Here is a 26,851-nt window from a genome sequence, read left to right on the forward strand (position 1 = left end):
TGACTGGGTAGCCCCATGACTCGAATGCGATCATCCATTCTATATGTAGCGCTCGCTTTCCTTCCCCTCGGGGTCGCGGCGTGCCAGAAGAACGAAGGCCTGGCGCAGCTTCCCCCCACCACCGCTCCCACGGCCGGAACCGGCACGGTCCCCGCGTCGGCCCCGACCGACGCCCCGGGCACCGCCTCACCCGCGGCCGACCCGGGAGGGACCTCCGGCGGCCTCCTGGCCCTGACGGGGACCACGGAACCCGCCCGCCGCAGCACGCTCACGCCGCGTACGAGCGGCACCGTGGCCAAGGTTCTCGTCAAGGAGGGGGACCGCGTCGCGCGAGGGGCCGCGGTGGTGGTCCTCGATCCGGCCGACTTCGCGCTGCGGGTGCGCATGGCGCTCGCCGCGCAGAGCACCGCCCGCGCCAACGTGCGTGCCGCCGAGGTGGAGTGGAAGCGGCTGGCCGGGCTGGTCAAGGATCAGGCCGCTCCGCGCAGCCAGTTCGAGCGCCTCGACGCCCAGCTCCTCGTGGCCAAGGCGGCGCTGGCCCAGGCCGACGTCGGCGTGGACATGGCGCGCCGCGATCAGTCGAACAGCGTGGTCCGGGCCCCCTACGCCGGCATCGCCACCATGGTCTGGATCAACGAGGGTGAGTACGCCGCGATGATGCCCCCCGCTCGGCTCGTGACGCTCGAGGAGGTGGACCTCATCCAGCTCAAGGTGCAGGTCCCCGAGAACGGCCTCTCTCGCGTGCAGGTGGGGACGGCGCTCGAGGCCCGCTTCACGTCGATCGGGCGCACGGTCCAGGCCAAGATCTCGCGCGTCGTGCGCTCCGTGGACCCGCGCACGCGCAGCTTCGCCGCCATCGCCGAGCTGCCGAACGGCGACGGCACGCTGCGCTCCGGCATGTTCGCCGAGGTGCGGCTCCTCGGCGACGGAGCGCCCGCCGAGGGAGCCAAGCGATGAAGCTCGCCGACGTCTCCATTCGCCGGCCCGTGCTGGCCTCCGTGATGGTCGGAGCGCTGCTCGTCTTCGGGCTCGTGGCCTACCCCCGCATCGGCGTGGACCTCTTCCCCGACGTGGAGTTCCCGGTGGTGACCATCACCGCCGTCTACCCCGGCGCCGACCCCGAGACGATCGAGAGCAAGGTCATCGACAAGCTCGAGGAGGCCGTCAGCACGATCAACGGCATCAAGGTGCTGCGCTCGACCAGCCTCGAAAACGTGGGGCAGGTGGTCGTCCAGTTCGAGCTCGAGCGCAAGGCCGACCAGGCCGTACAGGACGTGCGCGACAAGGTGGCGACCGCCGTGCGCAACCTGCCGAGAGACCTCGAACCACCGGTTGTGGCCAAGTTCGACGTCGGGGCCGCGCCGATCCTGGCGCTCGCCCTCTCGGGACCCCGCTCGATCCGCGACCTGACCGAGCTCGCCGACACCCAGATCAAGCAGCGGCTGCAATCCATCCAGGGCGTCGGGGGCGTGGACCTGGTTGGGAGCCGTCAGCGCGAGTTCCACGTCTGGATCGATCCCCAGCGCCTCGAGGCGCGCGGCCTCTCGGTGCAGGACGTGATTCAGGGCCTCGCCAGCCAGAACGTGGAGATCCCCGGGGGGCGGCTGAACGTCGGACAGCAGGAGCTGATGGTCAAGACGCGCGGCCAGGTTCACACGGCCCGCGAGCTGGGACAGATCACCATCACCTCTTTCGGTGGGTCGGCGATCCGCGTCGCCGACGTGGGTCGCGTCGAGGACGGCGAGGAGGAGCCCCGCTCGTATTCCTCCCTCGACGGGCAGGCCGCCGTCTCGCTGATCGTGCGCAAGCAGTCGGGCGCGAACACCGTTCAGGTCGCGGACGCGGTCAGGAAGGCCCTGGCCAAGATCCAGCCCACCCTCCCGCAGGGGGTGAAGGTCACCGTCCCGCTCGACAACTCCACCTACATCCGGCACGCCATCTCCGAGGTCCAGTTCGACCTGGGCTTCGGCGCGCTCCTGGCCGTGGTGATCATCCTGCTCTTTCTGCACGACTGGCGCGCGACCTTCATCTCGGCGCTGGCCATCCCCACCTCGGTCATCGCCACTTTCGCCTTCATTCGCGTCATGGGCTTCACCTTCAACAACATGACCATGCTGGCCCTCTCCCTCTCCATCGGCATCCTGGTGGACGACGCCATCGTGGTCATCGAGGCCATCCACCGGCACGTCTCGATGGGCAAGTCGCCGTTTCAGGCCGCCTCGGACGCCTGCCGCGAGATCGGTCTGGCGGTCATGGCCACCACCGCTTCGGTGGTCGCCGTCTTCGTCCCGGTGGCCGTAATGCAGGGTATGATCGGTCGCTTCTTCCTCCAGTTCGGCCTCACCGTGGCCTTCGCCGTCTCGGTCTCCCTCTTCGTGGCCTTCACCATCACGCCCATGCTCTCAGCCCGCATGCTCAGGACCCACGAGGGGAAGGGGCCCATCGCGTCGCGGATCGAGGTGGTACTGGCCCTGCTCGACCGCGCCTATCGCCGCATCCTGCAGGCGGCTCTCCGGCACCGGGCCATCACGCTGATCGTCGCCACGGTGGTCTTCTTCGGTAGCTGCGGCCTGATGAAGTTCGTCCCCTTCGAGTTCATGCCTCCCGAGGACCGGGGCGACTTCATGGTCCGCGTGGAGCTCCCCACGGGCACGGACCTCTCGACCACCTCGGCCTACGTCGAAGGCCTGTCGAAGAAGCTCCGCGGCCTCCCCGGCGTGACGGCCACCTTCGCCACCGTGGCGGGCGCCGTCGGCATCGACGTGAACAAGGCGGAGATCCAGGTCAACCTGGTGCCGCGGGCCAAGCGCGCCTTCAGCCAGGACGACGCGATGGCGCATGTGCGCGGCTTGCTCGGGGCGCAGAAGGACGGCGTGGTCTTCACCGTGGACCGCATCAGTCCCATGTCCGGGGGCGGCTTCCGCGCCCAGGTCGTGCAGTTCAACATCCGCGGCAAGGACTTCAAGGAGCTGAACGAGGCCGCCTCGACGCTCACCGCCGAGCTGCGCAAGCGGAGCGGCTACGTGGACCTGGACAGCACCTACCGGGGAGGGAAGCCGGAGATCTCGGTGACCATCGATCGCGATCGGGCGGCGGACCTCGGCGTTCCGATCGTCTCGCTGGCCGCGACGCTCAACGCCCTCATCGCGGGGCAGAAGGCGACCGAGCTCGCCACCGAAGGCGACCGCTACGACGTGCGCGTGCGCCTCGAGGATTCCTTCCGCCGCGCCCCCGAGACCCTCCTCGGCCTGAAGGTCCGGTCGGTGACCGGTCAGCTCGTCTCGCTCTCGAGCCTCGTGACCATCGGCCGCGGGACGGGACCGGCCCTCATCGAGCGTCAGGGACGGCAGCGCCAGGTCACGGTGCTCGCCAACCTGCAGGGCAAGGCGCTCGGCGACGCGGTGCAGGAGATCGAGACCACGGCGAAGGAGAAATTCCCGAGCACCTTGACCTCCGACTGGACCGGCATGGGAGACGTGATGAAGGAATCGGTGGGCCACATGCTCACCGCCCTCATCCTGGCCATCCTGATGGTCTATCTCATCCTCGCGGCGCAGTTCGAGAGCTTCGTCCACCCCTTCACGATCATGCTCTCGCTGCCGCTCTCTCTCGTCGGGGCCCTCGGCGCGCTCGCCGTGGCCCGCATGAGCATGAACATCTTCAGCATGATCGGCATCATCATGCTCATGGGACTCGTCACCAAGAACGCGATCCTCCTCGTGGACTACGCGAACCACCTGCGCCAGCAGGGGATGGACCGCTTCGACGCGCTCCTGCAGGCGGGCCCCATCCGGCTCCGACCGATCCTCATGACCACCGCCGCGATGATCGCCGGCATGATCCCGGTGGCTCTCGGCAAGTCGCAGGGGGGCGAGCAGCGCGCGCCGATGGCGGTATGCGTGATCGGCGGTCTCATCACCTCCACTCTGCTGACGCTGGTCGTCGTTCCCGTCGTCTACTCGCTCATCGAGGGAGCGGCCGAGCGCCTGCGGCGGCGTGGCAAGGGTTCCGCCGTCGAGGAGACGGCCGCCGTCCACGAGGAACCCGCCCACTGAAGCTCGCCTGAAGCTCGCCTGAAGCTCGGCCGAGGCGCGCCTGACCGTGGGCGCGAGCCACGCCGGGCAGGTCCTTGACCGTCCATCTTTCTCGCTCGTCAGGCGTCTTGCGCCGCGCGTGGAGCCTGCCAGCGCGCCGGGCCGTGCTATCCCTCGGCACTGTCTTGACCCTTACGAAAGGAGCAAACATGCGGCGTGTATGGGCGGTAGGACTCGTGGTGCTGTGGGGTGGAGGGTGCGACAGCACCTCGAGCTCGCGAGACGCGGGGCTGACCTCGGACGGCGCGGTCATCGACGGCGCGACAAGCAGGGATGGAGCGGGCGGCGGGGACGGAGCGACCGTCCGAGACGGGACGCCCCCCTCGGACGGGGCCGGGGGACGCGATGGGGGGGTGAAGGCCGACGGTGCGGCCAGGCGCGACGGAGCCTCTGGTACCGACGGGGCGACGACCACTCCCCTCGTGTGGCAGGTGCGCCTCTCGGGGAGCCAGGAGGTACCTCCCTCCGGGGCCGCGGGAGTCGTCACGGCCAAGATCACGCTCGGCGCCGACCGCAAGAGCCTCGAGGTCGAGTTCACCGGCGTGTCGGGGGTGACGGGCTTCACGGCGGCGCATCTGCACGTGGGCGCCGCCGGCGAGAACGGTGCGGTGATCTTCGATCTGGCCAGCGGAAGTCTTGCCACGGGCCTGAAGAAGTCGCTCGTCGCCGCGGACCTCAAGCCGCAGCCGAACGCCGGTATCAACACCTTCGCCGACGTCGTCACGGCGCTCCTCGAAGGGCGGCTCTACATCAACGTCCATACGACGGCCAAGCCGGGGGGAGCCCTCCGCGCCCAGGTCGGCAAGCTGAACTTCACAGTGGAGCTCTCGGGTGGCCAGGAGGTGCCCCCGGTCACCACCACCGCCTCGGGGTCGGCCACAGTCACGGTCAGCGACGACGGGTCGCAGCTCGAGGTGAGCCTCTCGGTCACGGGACTCGGCACCATCACCGGCGCGCACCTGCACGTTGGTGGTCTGGGTGTAAGTGGCCCCGTCCTGGTCACCATCTCCTCGGGGACCTTCACGAGTCCCGTCAAGAAGGCCTTCAAGCAGGGCGACCTGCAGGGCGAGTACACGATGCCGCAGGTCATCGACGCCCTCCTCACGGGACGCATCTACGTCAACGTGCACACCCAGACCAATACGGGCGGAGAGATCCGCGGGCAGTGCGGCCCGCTCAACCTGGCCGCCACGCTCACGGGAGCCGAGGAGGTGCCGCCCGTGACCTCGTCGGGCTTGGGCTCGGCCGCGCTCTTCGTCCCCTCCGACCATAGTCGCATCGAGGTGACCCTGACCGCTTCGGGGCTGAGCAACATCACGGCCGCCCACATCCATGCGGGCGCGAAAGGGACGAGCGGCGGCGTGCTCTTCCCCCTGGCCCTGGCCTCCTTCGCGAGTCCGCTCACGAAGACCCTCAAGGCTGCCGACCTCTCCGGAGGTGGGACCTTCGCCGAAGCGCTGCGTGCCATCGTCGAGGGGAAGACCTACGTCAACGTGCACACGCAGGCAAACCCTGGCGGCGAGCTCCGCGGGCAGCTCACGCCTGCCTCCCCCGCGCCATAGCGGCGGGAAGGGCGCCGAGACACACCTCGGTCGCGGCCTCCCGCTGACGCTCCACGGGGCAGCGACCCGATGAGTTGACCACCATCAAGTCATGGCGCAGGGCCCGCCCGGCGCCCTCCTGTATAATGAAGTCCGTGTCGAGAGCCCTGCCGTACCTGGCGCTCCTCCCCCTCCTCGCCATCACCGCGCTGGTCGGGTGGGCCAGCCGTCGACCCGCGCCCCCCCCGCCGGCGCGCAAGGCCAAGACCGAGCGCGGTGCCACCGCCGAGCTCGCGCTCCCGAAGACCACCGGCTCCGGCTGGCGGCTGGCGAGCCCCGCGCAGCGCTACGACGCGAAGACCCTCTTCGACCGCATCAACGGCGCGGCCCCGACCTACCTCGAGGCGGGCTTCCGCTTCTCCTTCGGCGCCGAGTACCGCAAGGGCGCGGAGCTCTCGGCCACCGCGGACCTCTTCGCTCTCGGCACGCCCGCGCAGGCGAAGGCGCTCTACCTCGCCGAGCGCTACGCGGGCTTCAAGGTGGTGAAGCTCGGCGAGGACGGCTACGCCGCCGGGGGAGGCCTGAGCTTTCTCTCGGGCAGGTACTACGTGAAGCTGGCCGCGCACCAGCAAGGCCCCGAGGCCGAGACCGCGCTCGAGGGGCTCGGCGCGGACCTCGCCGCCACCCTGTCCGCCGCCCGGGCCCGCAAGGGCCGCAAGTGAGCGAGCCGCGCGATGCCCCGGACGGCGCTGCGCCCCCCCTCGGCCCGACGCGGCGCGAGGCGCTGACCCGGATCGGCAGCGCGCTCCTCGTCGGAACGGCGGCCACGCTCGGCGCCGTGGCCTTCTACGACCGGCGCAAGCCGGTGCGCGAGCACCGCGAGCGGGACCGCGTCGTGCCGAGCCACGCCGTGGAGCTTCCCGCCGGCACCCCCCGCCTCGTCATCGCCCGGGGGAAGGACCCGGGCAGAAACGTCGTCGCCGCGCTCGAGCGACTCGGCGGGATGGGCCGCTTCGTCACGCGCGAGGATGTCGTGCTGGTCAAGCCCAACGCGGGCTGGGACCGCACTCCCGAGCAGGCGGCCAACACCGACCCGCGCGTGATCGCCGCGGTGGTCCGCGCCTGTCGCGAGGCCGGCGCGAAGAAGGTCCTCGTCGCCGACTGTCCGGTGAACAACCCCGAGAGCTGCTTCGGGCGGAGCGGGATCCTCGAGGCCGCCACGCGCGAGGGGGCCCAGGTCGTCTCGCCCAGCCGCGCGCGCCACGTGATGGTCACCATCCCCGGCAAGCTCGGGCGCTGGCCGGTGCTCGAGCCCTTCGCCACCGCCACCAAGGTGATCAACGTGCCCGTGGCCAAGCACCACTCGCTCACGCGCGTGACCTGCGGGCTGAAGAACTGGTACGGCATCCTGGGCGGGCGACGCGCGCGGCTGCACCAGCGCATCGACGAGTCGATCGTGGAGCTCGCGGCGCTGATGAAGCCCACCCTCACCGTCGTGGACGCCACGCGCCTGCTGATGCGCAACGGCCCCACGGGGGGGAGCCTCGCCGACGTGAAGCGGGGGGACGCGCTGGCCATCTCGCTCGACCCGGTGGCCGCCGACGCGTGGGCCGCGAGCCTGCTCGAGGCCGACCCGCAGGCCCTCGCCTGGCTGCGGCTGGCCGAGGAGCGCAAGCTCGGGCGCGTGGACTACCGGGTCCTGAACCCCCTCGAGCTGACGACCGGATAGGCGCATGAAGGAGCCGAAGAAGAGCACCGTGCCCCTCTGGATCGCCGTCCGGCGCATCTATCAGGTCTTCTTCCTCGGCCTCTTCGCGCTCCTGCTCCTGCTCGCCAGCAACGCCTACCTCGAGCACCACCGCCACGCCGTGGGGCTCTTTCTCGAGGCGGACCCGCTGATCGCGCTCGGCGCCGCGCTCGGGGGCAAGGTGGTCTTCGGCGGCACGATCCTGGCGCTGGTGGTCGTGCTGCTCACGCTCGTCTTCGGCCGCGTCTTCTGCTCCTTCATCTGCCCCCTCGGCATCCTGAACCACGCCGTCAGCGCGCTCCCCTCGGTCTTCAAGCGCAGCGAGCGCCAGAAGGCCAACGAATGGCGACCGCTCTACCAGCTCAAGTACTACGTGCTGCTCGCGCTGCTCGTCGGCGCGGCCCTGGGGGTGCTGCAGGTCGGCCTCCTCGACCCGATCGCGCTCACCGTGCGCACCGCCGCGGTGACGCTCCTGCCCGGGCTCCAGCTCGCCGGGGTTCCGCTCTACGCCGAGCAGCCGAGCTACCTCCACGGCTGGATCGTTGGCGGCCTTTTCGTGCTGCTCCTCTTCTCGAACCGTTTGATCATGCGCTTCTGGTGCCGGGCCCTCTGTCCCCTCGGCGGCCTCCTCGGGCTCGTGGCGCGCTTCTCTCTCTTTCGCGTCTGGCGCGACCCGAAGGTCTGTCTCGACTGCCACAAGTGCAACGAGGCCTGCCACGGGGCCTGCGACCCGCACGGCAAGCTGCGCTTCGCCGATTGCGTGATGTGCCTCAACTGCTTCAGCGCCTGCCCCCAGTCGGGCGGGATGCGCTACGGCCTGCTGCCGCCGACCCCCACCGAGGTCGCCTCGCCCGACCTCGGGCGCCGGCAGACCGCCGCGGCCCTCGCGAGCGGCGTGGCGCTCCTGCCCGTGCTGCGCACGAGCAACGGGGTGCTCCGCGGCGCCGCGCACGACGTGATCCGTCCGCCGGGCTCGCTCTCCGAGGAGGACTTTGCCGCGAAGTGCGTGAAGTGCGGCCTCTGCATGCGCGCCTGTCCGACGAGCGTGCTCCAGCCCGCGGGCCTGCAGGCGGGGCTCGAGGGGCTCTGGAGCCCCATCCTGCGCTACGACCAGGGCTTCTGCAGCCACGAGTGCACGCTCTGCAGCCAGGTCTGCCCGACGGGGGCGATCCGCCCGGTCACCGCGGCCGAGCGCAGCGGAGAGCCCCCCTACAGCGAGCCGCTCAAGCTCGGCACCGCCTTCTACGACCGCGGGCGCTGCCTCCCCTGGTCCATGGCCACCCCCTGCATCGTCTGCGAGGAGGTCTGCCCCACCTCGCCGAAGGCCATCTGGCTCGAGGACGCCGAGGTCAAGCGTCGCGACGGGAGCACCGTGAAGGTGCAGCTCCCGCACCTCGACCCCGAGCGCTGCATCGGCTGCGGCACCTGTCAGTATCGCTGTCCGGTGGGCACCGAGGCGGCGATCCGGGTGAGCAGCGTCGGAGAGAGCCGCTCGCTCGACAACCGCATGCTGATCCGGTCCTATTGAGGAGGAGGCGCGCACCGTCATGACCTCCCGCAGGCCCCCGAGCTCGTCCCCCTCCCGGGGCCCGTCCCGCCGCCGCTTCCTGCAGGGGGGAGCGGCCCTCGGCGCCGCCGCGCTCACCGGCTGCCTCCCCGACGTGGACGGCCTCTGGAAGGGGGAGGCCGTCGCTCCCTGCGGGGAGAGCCCGGCCCGCGCCCTCCCCGCCCTCGGCCCGAACGCGGGGCGCGTGGTCGAGCTCCACGACCCGGCGCTCGTCTCGGAGACCGCCGTGGACGCCCGCCGCGTCGGCGAGGCGCTCACCCGCGTGCTCCTGGCCCTGGCGCGCGCCGCCGACCTGCGGGCCGCCTGCCGCGCCCTCTTCCCGAGCTACAAGCCCGGCGAGGTGGTGGGGATCAAGGTGAACGTGCTGAACGCGCGCGTTCCGACGCAGCCCGCGCTGGTCAAGGCCCTCGTCGACGCGCTGCGGAGCGGCCTCGGCCTCGCCCCCGAGCAGCTCCTCGTCTGGGACCGCCGCCTGGACGAGCTCCGACAGGTCCAGCTCGGACCCGGCGCCCTCGGCGCCACGGTGGAGGGGACCTGGGAGACCCCGGAGGGGAAGGGGGCGGGGCGCGGCTACGAGCTCGGCGCCACCTGCATCGGCGGACGCTCGACCCACCTCTCCAACATCGTGACCCGGCGCGTGGACCACCTGGTGAACCTGGCCGTGATGAAGAACCACAAGGCGGCGGGCTTCACGGGGGTGCTGAAGAACGTCTACGGTCTCATCGACAACCCCGGAGATTTTCACGACCGCAAAAGTGGAGAGGCTGTTCTAGAACGCCGCTTCGAAGAGGCCATCCCGGCGATTAACGCCCTGCCCGAGGTGGGGGGCAAGACCAGACTCTACCTGCTCGACGCGCTGATCGGCGTCTGCAAGGGGGACACGAGCGACCCGCCCGACTGCACCCCGGCGCGCCTGCTCGCGGCCCTCGACCCGGTCGCGCTCGACGTGCGGGGACGGCAGCTCCGCGACGAGGCGCGGGGGCCGAGGCTCGGCCCCTCGACCGAGACGATCAGCAGTGGCTGGCTCGCCGCCGCGGAGCGCGCGGGCCTCGGTAGCCCCAAGGTGAAGCTCGAACCCGCTTCGTAGCGAAGCGGCGCCGCACGGAGGGAGACGCACCATGCGCAAGCTCGACCGACGAACCTTTCTGAAGGCGATGGGGGCCGGGGCCGCCGGGGCGGGGCTCCTCGGCGGGCCGTTCGTGGAAGGGACGGCAGAGGCCGCCACGCCCCGCGTGGTGGTGGTGCGCGGCACCGACCCGCTGGCCATGCTCAAGGCGGCGCTCAAGGTCTTCCCCGAGCTCGAGAGCGCGGTGAAGGGGAAGAAGGTGGCCCTGAAGCCCAACATGTCCTTCCGCAACCCCGCCGCGTGGGGCAACAACACGAGCCCCGAGGTGGCGGCCGCCGTGGCGGAGCTCTGCCGGCAGTGGGGGGCGGCGCAGATCACCGCCGTGGACCACATCCTGAGCTCCCCGCAGTCGATCACCGCCTGCGGCGTGGGGCCAGCCCTGGCCAAGGTGGGCCACGTGCAGGTGCTCTCGGCGCACCTGCGCAGCGACTACGTGGAGCGCGCGGTACCGAAGGGCAAGCAGCTCAAGAGCACCTACGTCCCGCGCGTGGTGGCGAACGCCGACCTGCTCATCAACATCCCGAACGCGAAACAGCACAACGAGTCGCGCGTCTCCTTCGGCCTCAAGAACCTGATGGGGCTGGTGTGGGACAGGAAGTACTTCCACGAGCTGATCAACCTGCACCAGGGGATCGCCGACCTCTCGACCCTGCTCACTCCGCGCCTCACCGTGATCGACGCCACCCGCGTGATGGTGAACAACGGCCCGCAGGGGCCGGGAACCGTCGAGAAGCTGCAGACCATCGTGGTCGGCCTAGACCCCGTGGCCACCGACGCCGTCGCGCTCGGCCTCACCAAGTGGAGGGGGCAGACCCTCGAGCCCAAGGACGTGGAGCACCTGCGCCTGGCCGCGGCCGCCGGCGTCGGGGTAGCGGACCTGTCACGCATCAAGGTGATCAAGAAGCGCGTGTGAGGATGAACGCTCTGGCCGCGCACCACGACGTGCTTCGCTAGCCCCTTTCCCTTCGCCCGCGAGAGGCCTCGCCCTGCTCTTCCGCGCTCTTTTCGCCGTCGCCGTGCTCGCCGTCGCCCTCCCGGGCCCCGCGCACGCGCGCCGCTACCCGATCACCAAGGCCGATGAGAGCGGCACCTGGATCGGCACGCGCCGGGGGCTGCTCCACGGTGTGGGAGAGCTCTGGAAGCGCACCGACGAGCGGTCGGGGCTCCCCTCCCCCGTGGTGAACGACCTGGAGCTCACCCCTCGTGCCGTCTGGGTAGCCACCCCGCGGGGGCTCGCCCGGCTCGACAAGGGCTCCCGGCGCTGGGAGACCGTCGCGGCGCCACCCTTGCCGTCCGTGGAGACCACCTCTGTGTCGTTCGACCCGAGCGAACCGGACCAGCTCTGGGTCGGCACCGCGAAGGGGCTCGCCCACTACAACGTGCGCACGAACAGCTGGTCGCGCGTCCCCGACGGGATCCTCCCCGCGGGGAAAGTCCACGACGTGCACGCGCGCGGCCGCACGGTCTGGGTCGCGACCGACGCGGGCCTCGCCGCGTACGAGCCCGCCCTCGGGAGCGCGAAGCTCTACTCGAGGCAGCACAGTCTCCCCGGCGACCGCGTCCTCGAGCTGGACGAGCTCGGGCAGGACCTCTGGCTGACCTGCGACGGAGGCCTCGCGCGCATGAGCCTGCAGCGCCGCACCTTCGCCGGCTTCGGCCCGAAGCAGGGGCTCCCGGGCGGACCGCTCCTCGCCCTCGCGCGCCTCGAGAACACGCTGTACGTGGTCACGGCGCAGGGGCTCGTGACCTACGACGTGAGCGCCGACGTGCTGGTCCCCTTCCGGCACGAGAAGGGGCTCCTCGGCGCGCGGGTCCGCGCGGTGGCCGCCACCGGGGGGTACGCCTGGTTCGCCACCTCGCAGGGCCTGAGCCGCTTCGACCCGGCCAAGAAGGTCTGGGCCTACTACAAGACCGAGGACGGGCTGAGCACCACCGACGCGCGCGAGCTCACGGTGGCCGGCAGCGCGCTCCTCATCTTCGGCGGCAAGGGGGAGCTCGACAGCTACGACCACAAGAAGGACGAGTGGCTCGAGCGCACGGGGCTGCTCGGCGCGGGGGCGGACCGCACGGCGGGAGAGCCGAGGGGGGCGGGGCCAACCTCGGGGCCGGCGTCCGCGCCCAGCTCGGCTCCGGCAAGGCCCACTGCCCCCCCGCGCGTCAAGCTCAGCGTGAGCGCCGAGCTGGACACCGAGCTCAAGCAGGATCTCACCTACCGCCCGACGGCCACCCCGCGCACCGACCGCGAGGGCTACTGGCTCGTGAACACGCTGCGCCTCGGCGCCGGGGCCGCCTTCGCCAGCGGCCGCAAGGTGGACCTCTCCGGGAGTCTCGACTGGGGCGACATCTCGCCGCTCTTTCTCGGCCAGGGGGCGACGCTGCGCTCGTTTCAGCGCTACGAGCTCGAGCTGCGCTACCTGGGCCTCGAGCGCGACTTCGTGCGCGAGGCGCTCTTCGGCCATCAGGTGCGGCTGGAACCGAGCGGGGGCCCCCTCACCGAGCGCACCGAGCTCGAGGGGGGACGCCTGGTCCTCTCCGCCGGACCGCCGCGAGCCGGCGGGCGCTTCGCGACGCTGCAGGCCACCGCCGGCGTACGCCGCGGCACGCCGCTCCGCCTGGTGCTCCGGCGTCCGAGCGTGGAGTCGCTCCAGGTCAAGCGCCTCAAGCTGAGCCGTCCGGGCCCCGACGGCACGCCGCGCGAGCTCCGCTACGTCATCCCGCAGAGCGTGCGCGTGCTCCTCGACGGACGCGAATTAGAACGCAACGTCGATTACTTCATGGACCACGAGAACGGTGTGCTCTGGCTGCGCAACACGGACCTCTTGCACCCGACCCGGGTTGTAGAAGTAGAGCTCGAATACGAGCAGATCCCGCGCAAGAACGTGGGCGCCGTGGCCATGACCGACCTCTTGCCGCGCGACGGCACACTCGGGCAGCTCAAGCGCACGGGGCGCGCCCGCTGGGCCAAGGACGAGCAGGGGCTCTTCGACGAGATCGACGGCGGCGCCGACCAGTTCATCAATCGCGGCTGGGTCAAGACGCTCTCGCAGGACTTCGAGTGGGGGAGCTCGGGCGTCTCGCTACGCATCTACGACATGGGGGACGACAAGAACGCGGGCTCCATCTTCATCGTGCGCAAGCTCCCCGAGGCCAAGCCGGTCCCCGGGATGGACGACGTCTTCGTCGAGAAGCAGACCGCGGGGCTGACGGTGAAGCTGGTCCGGGGGAGCTTCTACGTGGAGGTGAGCATCGACCAGGCGAGCCAGGAACAGGAGCTGCTCTCCATCGCCGGGTGGCTCGTGAGCAAGCTCTCGGCCTCGGGCGGCACCTCGGCCGACCAGCTCCGCGACCTGATCGGCGGCGCCTCCCTCGATCTGAAGCTCACCGATCGCACCCAGGTGGGGCTGGCCTACTACAGCACGCGCAGCCTTGACGACCCGGAGCTCCGCGCGCGCGAGAAGCTCGAGGAGCTGGCGCGGGACGTCTTCTCGGCCCACGCCCAGCACGTGCGCCCCCTCGGCAAGCGCTACCGGCTGGACGCACGGCTGCAGGGGGCCGGGAGTCAGGCCTGGCAGCAGGGCTACGTCTCCGGCGCGGCGGTGGACGGCCGACTGCTCGTCTCGGGCCCGCGCCTCGTCCTCTCGGCGACGGGGCGCAAGTTCACCCCCGAGTACCTGGGCCTCGGAGTCGCACGGCAGACCGAGTTCTGCCGCACGGCCACGCGCCAGTGCGTGGCCCCCTTCTCGAGCCACCTCGACTACGAAGCAGGGCTCGAGAGCACGGTGCGTCCGGCGAGCTTTCTGCCCGTGCGGCTGGCCTACCAGCGGCAGGTCACGCGCCTCGGCGAGGACTACGCCGACGCCCCGGCCGGCGGCCCGGGCGAGGGGAGCCGCGACGTGGCGAGCGCGCAGGTGACGCTCGACCGGGCGGGCCTGCCCCGACTCTCCGTCGGAGCCGACCTCCTGCGCCGGGCCGACCCCTTCGCCCGCCAGCTCGAGTGGCGCGCCTCCTCGGCGCTCGAGGCGGACCTCGCGGGGCACCTGCGCGCGCTGCGGCTGAAGAAGCTCTTCCTGCGCGGCCTCTACGAGCACGGCCAGGCCGACATCGACGAGCGGCGGCGGAGCGCGGGCGACGAGCGGGACCGGCACCAGGTCTTGCACCACGCCGTCGGCGAGCTGCGCCTCGCGCCCACGCTCACCGAGAACGCCTACGCGACGGTGGACCTGCACCGACTGCGCGGCGTGCTCGACGCGAGCGGCGAGCTCGCAGATCAGCTCACCTACTGGCGGCTCGACGCCGGGGCCTCGAGCGGGTTCGTGCGGGGGCTGGCCCTGCGCTTCGACAGCACCCTCTGGTTCGGCGACGACCGGCCGCTCGTCTCGACCGAGCCCGGGGCGCCGGCCGCGGCCACGCTCCCGCCCGTAGACCCGGAGCGCAACCAGCAGGCGGACTCGCGCCTCTCGGGGATCCTGGACCTCTTCCCGGGCGAATGGCTGAAGCGCCTCGGCCCGCTCAAGTTCAGCGGGGCCTACACCTACACGCGGCAGGCCGCCGCGCAGGGCCGCATCCGCGCCACCGTCGCGCGCGGCGTCGAACGCTGCGACGTGGTCGGGGACGAGGACGGCGACGGGCTGGCCGACTGCGCCGACCCCGACTGCGCGCTGGCCGATCAGTGCCTCTTGCGTACGAGCCGCCTCGAGAGCCACCGCGGCTACGGAACCCTCTCGTGGGACACGCCGGGCAAGCTCTTCGTCGAGCTCTTCGGCGATCTGCGGTGGGGCTTCTCGGACCGGGACCGAGTGCTGCGCAGCACGCGGCAGGAGCTCCGCTCCCAGCTCGTGTGGCGGCCGATCTATCCCTCGCCCATCACCGCGCGCTTCGACCTGGTGCGCGAAATGAAGCGTCCCGATCAATACGACGGCATCCTCCCGGCGATCGAGGCGATGCAGACGGTCTACGAGCCGGCGCTCGAGTGGCGCAGGCGCTGGTCCCCGAGGTGGTGGCACTGGGCCAAGCTCGCGCTGTCGGTGAACCAGTTCCGGGACCTGCCCCACATTCGCACGGTGGAGGACGCCTTCGGCAAGAAGGGAGACCTCGAGCGTCGCGACTACGACCAATGGGCGCTCAAGCCGAGCCTGGAGGTGCGTCGCCGCTTCGAGGACCCGCAAGGGCGCTTCAGCGTGCGCCCCTACGCCCGCGCCACCTACAAGCTGCAGTGGGGCTCCGGCCTGCGCTCGCGCATCGACTCGCGGGAGTGCCGGCCCGGCGACCCCTGCCTCGCGAACGGTTCGGAGACGAGTCAGACCTACTCGCTCTCCGTCGGCGCCGTCTGGGTGCACGCCGAGAACCTCTTCATCGACCTGGACCTGACGGGGAGCTACTACGACTGCATCCGGCCGGCGTCGGGGGCGCTCTGCCAGGACAAGTTCCTTCTCACGCCGCACCTGCTCGCGCGGGTGAGGTACTGACGGCCGCGACCGTCACGGCGCGACGGGCGCCGCTCCGAGCCGCACGAGGAGCTGGTTCCAGTCGGCCAGGTCGCGCTCCTGCTGGTTGCGCTGCTGCAGCTCGGCGGCCCGGCGGGCGGTCTGCACGAGCCGCCGCTTGTAGAGCCGGAGGCTCTCCTTGGGGAGCTGCGAGATGGCGCGCAGCGTGGCTTCCACATTGATGCTCCCGCCGACCTCGCCGTTGTCGCGCAGGTAGGCGAGCAGCGTCTGCGCAGAGGCGCTCCCCGCCCCTTCGACGCGCTTCATGAGCTCGGCGCCCGATACGACCTGCACCGGCACCCGGTGCGAGGTGACGAGCTTGCCGGTGACCTCGTTGATGAAGAGACGCTGGACGAGCCCGTTCCGCGTCGAGCCGCTCACGAGGGCGTGCGCCGTCACCAGTCGATTCCCGCTCGGCGTCACGACCGCGCTCCGTCGGAGCTGCCAGCGCTCCTTCCCGCCGCGCAGAGCGATCCAGGCCTCGGCCCGCCGAAGCACGCGCTCCTTCGCGGCGTCCTCCGCCGCACGGGCGAGGGCCGGACCGCTGCAGAGCAGCGCGAGCAGGGCTCCGCAGGCCAAGGCGCGGCGCCTCCGCGCGCGGCGCGCCGACGGACGGATGAGCTGATCAGGCGAAGCCCCGAGCGCCATGGGAACCGACTCCTCGCGTAAGTGCGAGGCTGCATTGTGCAACGTACGGGCCAGTCGAAGGCCAACGCGCGGCGGGTGCGTCGGCAGTCGCCTCGTATGATTTCAGCGACCTAGCCACCCAGGGGATCTCGCCCGAGCGGCTAGGGGGGCTTTCACCCCGGACGCCGCGAGCCATTGACCCGAGCGGCCACGACCCGGCTCTCTCGTTCGGCAGGACTCTTGCTCATGCGAGGTTCGCACTCGACACCGAAACAACCTCTGACCAGGAGTTGCACCATGTTTCGCACCACCCGGCTCCTTCACGGCTCTCTCGGAATCGCCGTCCTGACGGCTTCCCTGGCCATCTCCAGCGCCCCGTCGCACGCGGCGGAGTCCGCTTCCCGGCGCGTCAGCCCCTCGGCCAAGAAGAACGCCAGCGCCGCCTACCGCGTCGCCGTGCTGCAGGAGCGATGGGGCGGCGTGGGCGGCTACCTGAAGGCGCTCGTGAAGAACGTGGCTCGCCCGCGCACCATCCTGATCGGAGGAGCGGCGGTCGCGGCGGACGTCGTCACGCGCGGGCAGTTCGGCATCACCCCGCGCGCCATGTCTGCCATGATCGGAATCGAAGGCCTCCGCTTCAGCACCACCAAGAAGCTGCAGAGCCCGGCCGACAAGCACCACGCGCTCGCCGACCTGGCCGTCCTGCGCGGCGACCGCAAGGAGGCCTTCAAGCAGCGCACCCTCGGCCTCGCGCATCGCGCGGTGGGCTACTTCGCCTCGAACCTGGTCTTCAATCTGGGGATCAACACGGCCCTCTTCGGGCCCGAGCACGCGCACCTGATCGTGCCGGGTGCGCTGGCCTGGAGCGCCGGAATGGGGGTCGTGGGCTCCGTGGTCGAGCACCTGCTGCCCAAGGCGTACTTCAACAGCCGCCTCAATCGCGCGCTCGGCCGCGCCGAGACGGCCGTCGCCGCCCTCGACCGCGCGCCGAACAGCGAGGAAGCCATCGCCGTCGCGCGGGGCACTCTCGCCAACGTGACCAAGGCGGCGAACTCCATCCCCATGCTCTCGGCCAAGCAGACGGCGCGCTTCACGGCGCTCAAGCAGCGCGCCGCGAGCGTGCCCAGCGTGAGCGAGGCCGCGTCCCAGCTCTAGCCGCCTCGCACCTCTGGCGGTGGCCACTATTCCCCCTGGGGCTTGAGGCCCCATGCGCCCCGCAACGGTTGACCTCCGTCAACGGGGCTGCGCTCGAGGCTGTGCTACGCTCGAGGGGTTCATCATGAGCACCACGGGACGCCTCACCGGCCTCGCCGGCCTCGTAACCGCCGCCCTCTTCGCCACGCACCCGGCCGACGCGCACTGGTGCAACAACATCTGGTCGGCCCCCGCCCGCATGGTGGTCAAGCCCGAAACCTCGACGGTGGTGATCAGCGGGAGCAACGCCGCCACCCTGCGCGTCTACGTCCGCAACAACTTCCCTTACAAGCTGGTCAACGTGGAGATGCAGGGGTCCGCGTCGGGCTACACCGTGCAGGTCACCGCGGGCAACCCGCAGGCGATCTATCCCGGCCAGGAGGTGCCGTTCGTCTTCTCCATCCGCTCGAGCGGCGGGTCCGGCGGGAGCGTCCCGGTCACGAACCTGAACCTGCAGGTCCGCTTCCGGTCGGCGTCGAGCCCTTACGGCTGGCTCGCCGGCTCGGACTGTCGCGTGGACCCGAACGCCTCCGACAGCCTGCTTGCGCAGCGCGCGGTCTACGGCAACGGCAACGGCGGCAACTGCGGCCCGAACCAGAGCGCGTCGCTCGCCGCGGCCACGCTCTTCGACCGCAACCAGGGGGCGGCGCTCCCCGGCGGGGAGCCGACCTTCGGCCGCAGCGGGATCCGCCAGGCCGCGCACTACTTCGGCTATCGGTTCTGCTATGCCGGTAATGGCACCTGGCGCAACCCCGGGCAGGACTGCCCCGGCGCCGTCGCCGAAGGGGCGGCGTGGGACAACACCGATCAGTTCGGGCAGAACTGTATGCGCGCCGGTTCGGAGCTCGCGATCCGCAAGAGCCGCCTGAACCAGGGGGACCTGGACTTCGCCCGTGCGGCCGCGGTGAACGCGCTCAAGCCCGGCAACGGAAGCAACACCCTCAAGGGGAGCGCGCCGCACAAGTGCATGGCCGCCGTGGCGGGGGCGCACCTCTGGGTCGGGGCGAGCTCGACCGATCCGTTCACCACGGCGCTCAACGACGCGAACAACGCCGTGCCCCCCGCGTGCCGCAGCGCCGGCATGCACGTGCTCACCGGCGCCGCGCTGACGGGCGATTGCCCGGGGACCCAGCCGCACACGCAGGCCGCCTGCGCCGCGGCCCAGGGCTTGCGCGGCAACGACGGACCGGTGCGGAGCGTGCTCATGCCCGGCGCCACCGACGGCGAGAGCAACGGGTACAACGGGCTCTACTTCGCCTACATGCTCTCGCTCGTGGCCGGCGTGCGGCAGGCCGCCTCGGGGGGCGTGTCCTTCTACCCGGACAGCGGAGGAACGGCGCCACGCGATAGCGGCGTCACGCCTCCGCGCGACAGCGGCGTCACGCCCCCGCGCGACACCGGCGTCGCGAGAGACCGCGGCACGACGCCACCCCGTGACGGAGCGGCGCCACCGCAGGACGCCGCGCCGCCGCTGCGCACGGATGCCTACTTCATCCAGACCGAGGCCGGCCCGGTGCAGCTCGGCGACGGCTTCCCCCGCTCGGAGGCGGGCGTCCCCCTGGTGGACGCGCAGCTCGTCACCCCCACCCTCGACGGGGGCGCGCCCGCCAAGAACGGCCGCGAGCAGCTCCGCGGCGGCTGCGCCGTCACGCCGGACACCCTGGCACCACCGGGGCTTCTTCTGGCCCTGCTCCTGCTCGGTCTACTACGCTTGCGACGCTTGAACGACTAACGGACTGGAGACCTACCATGAGACGAAGCTCTGGGCGCGGTGCCCTCGCCCTCGCGGCGACCCTGTTCCTCGCGAGCTGCGGCAGCAGCACCTCGACTCCCTCGAAGGACGGCGGCACGAAGGGCGACGTGGCGGCGGCGAAGGCCGACGGCGCCGCGGCGAAGAAGGTGGAGGACTACGTCCCGGCTCCGGGCGCGGCCTGGGAGGAGGACACGGCCGCGGGCAAGGCGGGGGTCGAGGCCGCCTACACCGACGTGGACATCGAGAAGATCATCGACGGGGAGAACGCCCCTTACGCCGCCGAAGGGACGGTGGGCTTCGCCAAGCAGGACTACAAGAAGGACGGGCACAAGCTCCTGCTCAAGCTCTGGCAGATGAAGACCGCCGCCGGGGCGAAGAAGATGTTCGACGCCAACAAGAAGGACGCCGAGACGAACGCGGGGCTCATCTTCGAGCCCGTCGCGCAGGTAGCCGACACGGCCGTGATCGCCTACGATCAGCCCCAGTGGAAGGTCTTCGGACACAAGGGACCCTTCATCTACGAGGTCTTCGCCTCCCTCGGCAACGTGGCCCAGAAGGACGCCCTCAAGACCTCCGTGCTGGAGTTCGTGCAGGCGCTGGCCAAGGCCCTGCCCTGACCCGGCTCGGGGCTCCTTCGACCCGCCGCCTCCTCCCCCGGCGGCGCGCCGAGGCCCTGCGCTCGTCCCTCCTCGCCATGCTGGCGCTGCTCCCCGCGCTCGGCTGCAAGAATCGCCCGCAAGAGCTCCTCGTGCTGTCGGCGGCCAGCCTGGCCCGCGTCTTCGGCGGCCTCGAGGAGGAGCTCGAGCAGTCCCACCCGGGTCTGGACGTGCAGCTCGAGGTGGCCGGCTCGCAAACCGCGGTTCGCAAGGTGGCCGAGCTCGGCGCGCGCGTGGACGTCGTGGCCGTGGCCGACGGCCGCCTCATCGACGAGCTCCTCCGCCCGAGCCACGCCCGCTTCGCGGTGCACTTCGCGGCCAACGAGCTCGTGCTGGCTCACCTCGAGCACAGCCGGTACACCGACGAGCTCACCGCGCAGAACTGGCCCGAGGTCCTCAGCCGCTCCGACGTGCGGCTCGGCATGGTCAGCCCCGACCTCGCGCCGCTCGGCTACCGCACGCTCCTCCTCTGGCAGCTCGCGGAGCTCGAGCTCGGTCGCGCTCGTACCGGCCCGGACCTCTCTGCGCGCCTCCGGGCCCGCTGCGCCCCCGAGCACGTCGCGGCCCACGAGGCCGAGCTCCTGAAGCTCCTCCAGGCCCGGGCCATCGACTACGCCTTCGTCTACCGGAGCGCCGCCGAGGAACACAACCTGAAGTCCGTGGCGCTCCCCGGCCGCTACAACCTCGGGGTCCCCGAGGAGAGCGCGCGCTACGCCCGGGTGGCGGCCACCCTCCGCGGACCAAAAGGAACGACCGTTCGCCTTCCAGGGGCGCCGATCACCTACGCGGTCACCATCCCGCTGAACGCGCCGCACTCCGCCCTCGGCGCGCTCTTTTTGCGCGAGCTCCTCGGCCCCCGCGGGCACAAGCTCCTCGAGCGGAGCGGCTTCCGTCCGCTCTCGCCGGCGCGCGTCCGCCCGGCCGACCCCCTGCCCGAACCCCTCCGCGGCCTGGTCCGCGCCGACCCCTCGTCCGCGCCATGAGCGAGTCCCCGGCTCCACCCCCCGCTCCGGCCCGGACTCGCACCACGCTCCGCGCGCTCGCGGTGGCGCTGGCCCTCGGCCTCGCCCACCTCGGACTCGGCGCGCTCCTCGGAGGCGTCCTCTCGCCCACCACGAATGCGGTCTTCTACGCCGCCAACCTCTACGTCCTCTACGCCGCGCAGCTCGTGGCGCGACGGGGCTCCCCCGGCCGGGTGGGCCTCTTCGCCCTCGGCTACTTCGTCCTCTTCGCGCTCGTGATGGTGCTCCTCGAGCGGCAGGCCCTCTTCATCCTGCTCGCCGTCTTCTACGCGAGCGTCTTCTCGGTCCCCTACCTCCTCGGATTCTTCGCCCTCTTCGTGCTCTCCTTCGTGGTCCTGCAGCCCTACGGCACGGAGGTCTTTATCCCGGCCGCGCTCGGCTACGCGCTCCTCGTCCGCGCGCACCGCGCCGGGGCCTCGCGCTTCCTCCTCGGCTGCTTCGCTGCCGGGCTCGGCTTTCTCCTCCTCGTGCTCTTTCCCCTGGTGCACCTCGCGATCCAGGACTCTCCCCGCACCTTCGGGCAGCTCCTCGACCGCTCGGACGTGCGCTCGGCCCTCCTCGTCTCTCTCTCGAGCGCCACCGTCGCCACCTTCGTCGTGGCCCTCTTCGGCATCCCCCTCGCCTACGCCCTCGCCCGCCTCCCCTTCCGGGGGCGCCGGCTGGTCGAGACGCTCGTCGATCTACCGATCCTCGTGCCGCAGTCCGTGGTCGGCATCGCGCTCCTCTCGCTCCTCGGGCCCGGTAGTCCCGCGGGAGCCTTCCTCGAAGACCGCCTGGGTCTCGCCGTCGCCGGACGCTTCTCGGGCCTCGTCCTGGCCCAGGTCTTCGTCTCCTGCCCCTTTCTGATCAAGACGGCCTGCACGGCCTTCCACGGCGTCCCCACCGAGCTCGAGAGCGCCGCGCGCACCCTCGGCGCCTCGCCCGCCGTCACCTTCCGCCGCGTGACGCTCCCCCTGGCCTCGCGGGGCCTCCTCACCGGAGCCGCCCTCTCGTGGGCCCGCGCGGTGAGCGAGTTCGGCGCGATCGTCCTCTTCGCCAGCTCCCCCCTCACCGCCCCGGTCCTCGTGCATACTGAATTCATGAAGGCCGGGGTCAGCGAGAGCCGTCCTATCGCCACGCTCCTGCTCCTCGTCTGCCTCTGGGTCTTCGTGCTGCTCCAGTTCGGCCAGGCCGTCCTGCCCCTCGCGTTGCGGCGGGACCCCGTCTCCCGCGAGGGGTCCCCGTGATCCGCCTCGCTGCCGTCGAGCAGCGCTTCGGTTCCTTCCGCCTCTCGGTGGACCTGGAGGCGCAGACGGGGGCCTACCTCGTGATCCTCGGACCGAGCGGCTGCGGCAAGTCGCTCCTCCTCGGCACGGTCGCCGGCCTTTACGCCCCGGCCACGGGACGCATCCTGCTCGACGGGGAGGAGGTCACCGCGTGGCCTCCCGAGCGGCGCCAGGTGGGGCTGGTCTTCCAGCGCAGCTCGCTCTTTCCGCACCTCTCGGTGCGCGAGAACCTCGCCTTCGGGCTCCGCGTGCGCGGCGTCCCCCGCCCGGAGGTGGCCGCCCGCGTCGACGAGCTCGTCGAGACCTTCGGCCTCGGGGAGCTCCTCGATCGCCAGACCACCACCCTCTCCGGAGGCGAGGCCCAGCGCGTGGCTCTCGCGCGGGCGCTCGCGGTGAAGCCCCGGGTCCTGCTCCTCGACGAGCCGCTGAGCCTCCTCGACCACAACGCGCGCCTCGAGCTCCAGGAAGAGCTCCGCCGGCTGCACGGGCTGCTCGGCTTCACCGCGCTGCACGTCACCCACCACCGGGAGGAAGCCCGCGCCCTCGGGGGTCGCTGCGCCGTGATGCTGGGCGGACGCATCGTGCAGGAGGGCCCCATCGACGCGCTCCTCGAGTCCCCCCACTGCGCCTTCGTGGCCCGCTTCCTCGGCCTGAGCGCGCGCCCCGCGAGCCCCTCGGATTGCGGCGAGGCCTGCCTCGCTCGCCCCGGTCACTGCGACCGTCGGAGGGCCGAGGGATGAGCCGCCGCGCCGAAGGAAAAGCGTCGTCACATTCTAGAATGTTTAGATTCTTATGCGCGCCCGCCGCCCCCCTCCTCCTGCGCTGGCTCGTCGTCCTCCTCGTCCTCCTCGGCGGAGCCACGGGGCTCGGGGGGCTCGCCCACGCCGACGAGGGGCTGAAGAAGAACCCACTCCCCCTGGCCAAGGCGCTCGACCAGCCGATCTTCTCGCTCGACGGCACGCACGTGGAGCTCTTCTCGCTGCTCCTGCTCTTCCTCGGCACGCTGGTGGTCATGTCGGTGCGGAAACGCCGCCAGCTCGTCCGGCACCTGGTGCAGGTCTCGGCGCTCCTCGTCTTCTTCTACGTGGTCTTCTCCTGCCTCGGGGTCTTCGGGCTGATCCGCAACACCTTCCACGGCATCTCGCTCATCGGCACGGTGCAGACCGAGTCCTTCTTCTGGATGAGCCTCCCGGTCTGCGTGCTGGCCTTCACCCTGATCACCGGCCCCTTCTTCTGCGGCTGGATCTGTCCCACCGGCACGATCCAGGAGCTCCTCGCCCTGCTGCGCGAGGCGCTGACCCGCAGGCCCCGCCTCCCCGTCGACCCGAGGACGGCGCTGCTGGTCGCCCCCCTCGCCACGGCGTTTCTCTACCTCGTCTTCTCGGTGAGCGAGGAGCGCAAGCTCTTCGTCGAGGACTCGAGCCTCTACTGGGCGGCGGCGAGTCTCTTTCTCCCCCTTCTCGTGATGACCCGCGTGGCCACGGACTCGGCCGCGCGTTCGCTGCGCTGGCTCAGTCTCGGCGCGATCCTCTTCAGCGTGGTCTTCAAGGTGGGGATCACCTCCCCCATGCACTTCGCCTTCATGGACATCGTGGACCCCGCCTCGGCGATCACGACGCTGGTGCTGGCGGGCGCGTCGCTCGTGGTGGCCCGCGCCTGGTGCCGGTATCTCTGCCCCTGGGGGATGGTGATGGGCCTCGTGCATCGCTTTTCGCGGCAGCGCATCGAGGTGGACCCGGCGAGCTGCACCCAGTGCCGCCGCTGCGTGGACGCCTGCCGGGTCGAGGCCGTGACGATCGTGCCGGGGCGTCCGGAGCTCGGGAAGGTGGCCCTCGACCAGTGCCAGTTCTGCTACGCCTGCGTGGACGCTTGCCAGCGCGGCGCGATGCAGGTCACGGACACCTGGTGCCCGGCCGCGCCGCTCTCCGTCGAGAAGCGGTGAGGCCGCGAAACGAAGGGCGTGGCGGCCCGCGCCCCCCCGTTCGCCTCGCGCGAGCGCTCGCCCTTCTCGCCTCCCTGACCCTTCTCCTCGCGCCCATCGCGACCCCCGCCTGGGCCGAGCCCCACGACTGGCCCCAGGCCCGTCGGGACCCGGAGAACACCGCCGCCACCGCGCTTCCCCGAGGGAGCGGCCCGCTCGCCTCGTCGTGGCACTTCCGTCCGAGCCGCACGGTCTGGAGCTACGAGCCGGGGATGACGGTCTGGTCCTCGCCCTCGCTCGGCGCGGTGCGGGGCGACGCGCTGCTTTTCATCGGGAGCTACGACCGGTCGGTCTACGCGCTCGAGGCCGCGACGGGGAAGAAGCGCTGGCGCTTCGTCACCGGGGGCCCGGTCTACGGCACGCCGACGCTCCACCGCGAGGTGCTCTACGTGGCTTCGACCGACCGGTCGGTCTACGCGCTCGACGCGCACGACGGACGCCGGCTCTGGAGCCACAGCGTGGTCCCCTACCGACCCACCCTTGGGGGTGCCCGCCTCGCGGCGCCGGCCGTGGGCAGGCTGGGGAGCGAGCTCCGCGTCTTCGTCGCGCACTGGGCCTTCGACAAGTCGGTCGGTCACCACCTCCAGTCGGCCGGCCTGGCGGCGCTCGACGCGACGACGGGCCGCGCCCTCTGGCAGGTCTCGCTCGGGGACAACCAGCTCGCCGCCCCCGTCCTCGCCGCGACGACGAACCCCGGGGAGCCGCCGCGAGTCTTCGTGGCCTCCGAGAACGGGAGCGTCCACGCCCTCGACGCGCGGACGGGAGCCCGACTCTGGACGCACACCGAACCGGCTACGATCAAGAGCGCTCCGGCCGTCTATCGTGCGGCCGATGGACCGCGCCTGGTCTTCGGCACCAAGCAGGGGATCGTGCGCGCGCTGGACGCCCGCACCGGACGCCCCGTCTGGCGCTTCAAGACGGCCCACTGGGTGGACGGAAGCCCCGCGGTGGCGCGGCTCGAGGGACGCCCCCTCGTCCTCGTCGGCTCGTACGACAACCACCTCTACGCCCTCGATGGCGAGAGCGGACACGAGCGCTGGCGCTACCGCACGTCCGCGGGCTTCTACGGCAGCCCCGCCCTCCTCCAGCACCACGGCGAGACCCTCGTCTTCGCCGCCGCCTGGGACCACCACCTGCACGCGCTCTCCGCGGCGAGCGGCAAGGTTCGCTTCCGCCGCTTCATGGGCCGACCGATCTGGGACTCGCTCCTCCTCGGCGACAGCACCTGGTCGAGCCCCATCGCGGCCGAGCTCGGCGGGACAGCGCTCGTCTACTTCGGCTCCTACGCCGGGACGCTCCACGCGCTGGAGCTGGCCGAGGCCTCGCAGACGAGCGCCACGCAGGAGAGCTCGAACCGCGCCTTCTTCGTGACCTTGCCCCTCGTCCTCCTCGGCGTGGGGCTGCTGGCCTACGCCCTCACCCGCGCGGAGCGGCGACGGGAGCGCTCCAGAGCAGCGCCGCTCCCGTCGCCCCGAGGTAGAGCGCGACGAGCAGACCCGCCACGCGGCCAAGACGGCTGAGCCACGGCCACCGGGCGAGCGGCTCGAGGAGGGCGAGCGGCAGCGTGTAGAGCGCCGTGCCGAGAAAGAGCCCCGCGAAGAGGAGCGCGCTCCCCGGGACCGAGCTCCCCGCGAGGGCCAGGCCCACCGCGCTGACGAAGGGGGGACAGGGGACGAGCCCCTGGAGCAGTCCGAGTCCGAAGGCCCCGCCGAAGCGTCCCGCCCGCGCCCCGCAGAGCGGTGCCGGCTGCCGGAGCACGCAGAGGAGGAGCAGCGCGGCCGAGGCGAGGCGCGTCGCGGCGCCGACGGAGGCGGGGAGCGCCCGCAGCTCGGCACCCGCCGCCGAGACCACCGTCGCCGCGGCGAGGTAGGCCAGAAAGCGCCCCAGGTTGTACCAGAGGAGCGTCCGCGCCCGCGCGGGGAGCTGCGCGAAACGCGCGCCGTCTGCCCCCCCCTCGGTCGTCACGAGATACGGGCCGAGCACGAGCGCGCAGGACCAGAAGCAGTGCGGTCCCGAGGCGAGGCCGAGTAAGAGGCCACCGAGGAAGGAGGGTGTCGCGCCCACGCTCACCTCGTCCGCGGCCGGACGGCCGGCGGCATGGAGAGCGGCGTCCGCCCATCGCGCGCGCGCGCCTCGATGGGGGCCCCGCGCTTGATGTAGTAGTGCGCCACCATCCGGTTCGGCGCGGTGTGGAGCGGCGTCATCCCGTCCACGTCCTGCGCGTCGAGTCGGGCCCCTCGACGCAGCAGGAGCTCCGCCACCGCCTCGGTGCTCGCCTCGTGGAGCGGCGTCATGAGAAACCGGTTCCGCGCCTGCACGCTCGCATCCCGCGACAAGAGGAGCGACACCACCTCGCGCCTCCCCTTGCGCGCCGCCCAGTGGAGCGGCGTCATGCCCGCCTCGTCCCGCGCCTCGAGGGGCGCACCCCGTCGGAGCAGCAGGTCCGCCACGGCAGCCTGCCCGTGGATCGCGGCGTAGTGGAGCGGGGTGAAGCCGTGCGGCCCGCCGGCGCCGAGCGCTCTCGTCTCCGCCTCGCGCAGGGGGGCGAGCTCTCCGCGCGCGGCGGCGCGGTGCAGGGCCGGAGCCTCCTCGGCCACCTCCGCCGGACGCGTCGCGCACCCGACCCAGGCCAGGACCCAGGCCAGCGCTCCCACCACGCCCGCGGCGACGCGCGTTGACAAGCTCCGTCGGCCGCACCCAAGATCAGCCATCGCGTCCCCTCGAGCTCCATACGCCTCGGCCCTGCTCCTCCTCGCCCTCTGCGCGCTCCCTGCGTGCGGCAAGCGCGACGAGCG

At 71.6% G+C, this 26,851-nt stretch carries 20 protein-coding genes; 17 read left to right on the forward strand and 3 right to left on the reverse strand.

All coding sequences use genetic code 11. From position 1 onward, the window contains the following. Nucleotides 1-24 precede the first annotated feature (24 nt). The 9 genes from IT371_06420 to IT371_06460 all read left to right on the forward strand — a co-directional run bounded on the left by IT371_06420 (nt 25) and on the right by IT371_06460 (nt 15,540). Complete coding sequence (locus IT371_06420) at nt 25-957, forward strand: efflux RND transporter periplasmic adaptor subunit (protein MCC6747274.1); 933 nt, start codon at nt 25-27, stop codon at nt 955-957. Continuing rightward, complete coding sequence (locus IT371_06425) at nt 954-4,055, forward strand: efflux RND transporter permease subunit (GenBank protein ID MCC6747275.1); 3,102 nt, start codon at nt 954-956, stop codon at nt 4,053-4,055. Before IT371_06420 ends, IT371_06425 begins: the two co-directional genes overlap by 4 nt. A gap of 188 nt (nt 4,056-4,243) precedes the next feature. Then, nucleotides 4,244-5,656 (forward strand): CHRD domain-containing protein, encoded by a 1,413-nt coding sequence (locus IT371_06430; protein MCC6747276.1) that lies wholly within the window; start codon nt 4,244-4,246, stop codon nt 5,654-5,656. A 134-nt stretch (nt 5,657-5,790) separates the two neighbouring features. Then, entirely contained in the window at nt 5,791-6,357 is a 567-nt protein-coding gene (locus IT371_06435) for a hypothetical protein (GenBank protein MCC6747277.1), read from the forward strand. Then, complete coding sequence (locus IT371_06440; GenBank protein MCC6747278.1) at nt 6,354-7,364, forward strand: DUF362 domain-containing protein; 1,011 nt, start codon at nt 6,354-6,356, stop codon at nt 7,362-7,364. The genes IT371_06435 and IT371_06440 overlap by 4 nt, the downstream gene beginning before the upstream one ends. A 4-nt stretch (nt 7,365-7,368) precedes the next feature. Further along, nucleotides 7,369-8,910 (forward strand): 4Fe-4S dicluster domain-containing protein, encoded by a 1,542-nt coding sequence (locus IT371_06445; protein MCC6747279.1) that lies wholly within the window; start codon nt 7,369-7,371, stop codon nt 8,908-8,910. A gap of 19 nt (nt 8,911-8,929) precedes the next feature. After that, a complete protein-coding gene (locus IT371_06450) occupies nt 8,930-10,036 on the forward strand; it encodes a DUF362 domain-containing protein (GenBank protein MCC6747280.1) in 1,107 nt (368 codons plus the stop codon). 31 nt (nt 10,037-10,067) lie between these two features. Further along, nucleotides 10,068-10,988 (forward strand): DUF362 domain-containing protein, encoded by a 921-nt coding sequence (locus IT371_06455; protein MCC6747281.1) that lies wholly within the window; start codon nt 10,068-10,070, stop codon nt 10,986-10,988. Nucleotides 10,989-11,091: 103 nt separating this feature from the next. Beyond that, nucleotides 11,092-15,540 carry a hypothetical protein gene (locus IT371_06460; protein ID MCC6747282.1) on the forward strand — a complete coding sequence of 1,483 codons (4,449 nt, stop codon included), beginning with the start codon at nt 11,092-11,094 and terminating at the stop codon, nt 15,538-15,540. Between the two features lie 12 nt (nt 15,541-15,552). Here the strand turns inward: IT371_06460 and IT371_06465 are convergent, their stop codons facing one another. Then, a complete protein-coding gene (locus tag IT371_06465) occupies nt 15,553-16,137 on the reverse strand; it encodes a hypothetical protein (GenBank protein ID MCC6747283.1) in 585 nt (194 codons plus the stop codon). 345 nt (nt 16,138-16,482) lie between these two features. On the opposite strand from IT371_06465, the gene IT371_06470 reads away from it, so the two are divergent. From IT371_06470 to IT371_06505, 8 genes are all read left to right on the forward strand, one after another. Continuing rightward, complete coding sequence (locus IT371_06470) at nt 16,483-17,340, forward strand: hypothetical protein (GenBank protein ID MCC6747284.1); 858 nt, start codon at nt 16,483-16,485, stop codon at nt 17,338-17,340. 124 nt (nt 17,341-17,464) lie between these two features. Then, entirely contained in the window at nt 17,465-19,111 is a 1,647-nt protein-coding gene (locus IT371_06475; protein ID MCC6747285.1) for a hypothetical protein, read from the forward strand. A gap of 17 nt (nt 19,112-19,128) precedes the next feature. Then, nucleotides 19,129-19,749: a hypothetical protein gene (locus IT371_06480; protein ID MCC6747286.1), complete on the forward strand. Its 621-nt coding sequence runs from the start codon at nt 19,129-19,131 to the stop codon at nt 19,747-19,749. Between the two features lie 77 nt (nt 19,750-19,826). Then, a complete protein-coding gene (locus tag IT371_06485; protein MCC6747287.1) occupies nt 19,827-20,771 on the forward strand; it encodes an extracellular solute-binding protein in 945 nt (314 codons plus the stop codon). Further along, nucleotides 20,768-22,036: an ABC transporter permease gene (locus tag IT371_06490; GenBank protein MCC6747288.1), complete on the forward strand. Its 1,269-nt coding sequence runs from the start codon at nt 20,768-20,770 to the stop codon at nt 22,034-22,036. Before IT371_06485 ends, IT371_06490 begins: the two co-directional genes overlap by 4 nt. After that, on the forward strand, nt 22,033-22,815 hold the full coding sequence (locus tag IT371_06495) for an ATP-binding cassette domain-containing protein (protein MCC6747289.1): 783 nt from the start codon (nt 22,033-22,035) through the stop codon (nt 22,813-22,815). Before IT371_06490 ends, IT371_06495 begins: the two co-directional genes overlap by 4 nt. 38 nt (nt 22,816-22,853) lie before the next feature. Continuing rightward, complete coding sequence (locus IT371_06500; protein MCC6747290.1) at nt 22,854-24,017, forward strand: 4Fe-4S binding protein; 1,164 nt, start codon at nt 22,854-22,856, stop codon at nt 24,015-24,017. After that, on the forward strand, nt 24,014-25,576 hold the full coding sequence (locus tag IT371_06505) for a PQQ-binding-like beta-propeller repeat protein (protein ID MCC6747291.1): 1,563 nt from the start codon (nt 24,014-24,016) through the stop codon (nt 25,574-25,576). The genes IT371_06500 and IT371_06505 overlap by 4 nt, the downstream gene beginning before the upstream one ends. Here IT371_06505 and IT371_06510 read toward each other — a convergent pair. After that, nucleotides 25,473-26,120, reverse strand: a complete 648-nt coding sequence (locus IT371_06510) for a sulfite exporter TauE/SafE family protein (GenBank protein ID MCC6747292.1) — start codon at nt 26,118-26,120, stop codon at nt 25,473-25,475. The genes IT371_06505 and IT371_06510 overlap by 104 nt on opposite strands. A 2-nt stretch (nt 26,121-26,122) precedes the next feature. Next, a complete protein-coding gene (locus IT371_06515) occupies nt 26,123-26,737 on the reverse strand; it encodes an ankyrin repeat domain-containing protein (GenBank protein MCC6747293.1) in 615 nt (204 codons plus the stop codon). Nucleotides 26,738-26,851 lie beyond the last annotated feature (114 nt).

Source organism: Deltaproteobacteria bacterium (assembly GCA_020848905.1).
Classification (GTDB): domain Bacteria; phylum Myxococcota_A; class Polyangia.

Excerpts from the sequence above, each read along its gene's own strand:
- IT371_06420 (MCC6747274.1), top strand. The coding sequence starts at position 25 with ATGCGATCATCCATTCTATATGTAGCGCTCGCTTTCCTTCCCCTCGGG.
- IT371_06425 (MCC6747275.1), top strand. The coding sequence starts at position 954 with ATGAAGCTCGCCGACGTCTCCATTCGCCGGCCCGTGCTGGCCTCCGTG.
- IT371_06430 (MCC6747276.1), top strand. The coding sequence starts at position 4,244 with ATGCGGCGTGTATGGGCGGTAGGACTCGTGGTGCTGTGGGGTGGAGGG.
- IT371_06445 (MCC6747279.1), top strand. The coding sequence starts at position 7,369 with ATGAAGGAGCCGAAGAAGAGCACCGTGCCCCTCTGGATCGCCGTCCGG.
- IT371_06450 (MCC6747280.1), top strand. The coding sequence starts at position 8,930 with ATGACCTCCCGCAGGCCCCCGAGCTCGTCCCCCTCCCGGGGCCCGTCC.
- IT371_06455 (MCC6747281.1), top strand. The coding sequence starts at position 10,068 with ATGCGCAAGCTCGACCGACGAACCTTTCTGAAGGCGATGGGGGCCGGG.
- IT371_06470 (MCC6747284.1), top strand. The coding sequence starts at position 16,483 with ATGTTTCGCACCACCCGGCTCCTTCACGGCTCTCTCGGAATCGCCGTC.
- IT371_06475 (MCC6747285.1), top strand. The coding sequence starts at position 17,465 with ATGAGCACCACGGGACGCCTCACCGGCCTCGCCGGCCTCGTAACCGCC.
- IT371_06480 (MCC6747286.1), top strand. The coding sequence starts at position 19,129 with ATGAGACGAAGCTCTGGGCGCGGTGCCCTCGCCCTCGCGGCGACCCTG.
- IT371_06485 (MCC6747287.1), top strand. The coding sequence starts at position 19,827 with ATGCTGGCGCTGCTCCCCGCGCTCGGCTGCAAGAATCGCCCGCAAGAG.
- IT371_06490 (MCC6747288.1), top strand. The coding sequence starts at position 20,768 with ATGAGCGAGTCCCCGGCTCCACCCCCCGCTCCGGCCCGGACTCGCACC.
- IT371_06500 (MCC6747290.1), top strand. The coding sequence starts at position 22,854 with ATGTTTAGATTCTTATGCGCGCCCGCCGCCCCCCTCCTCCTGCGCTGG.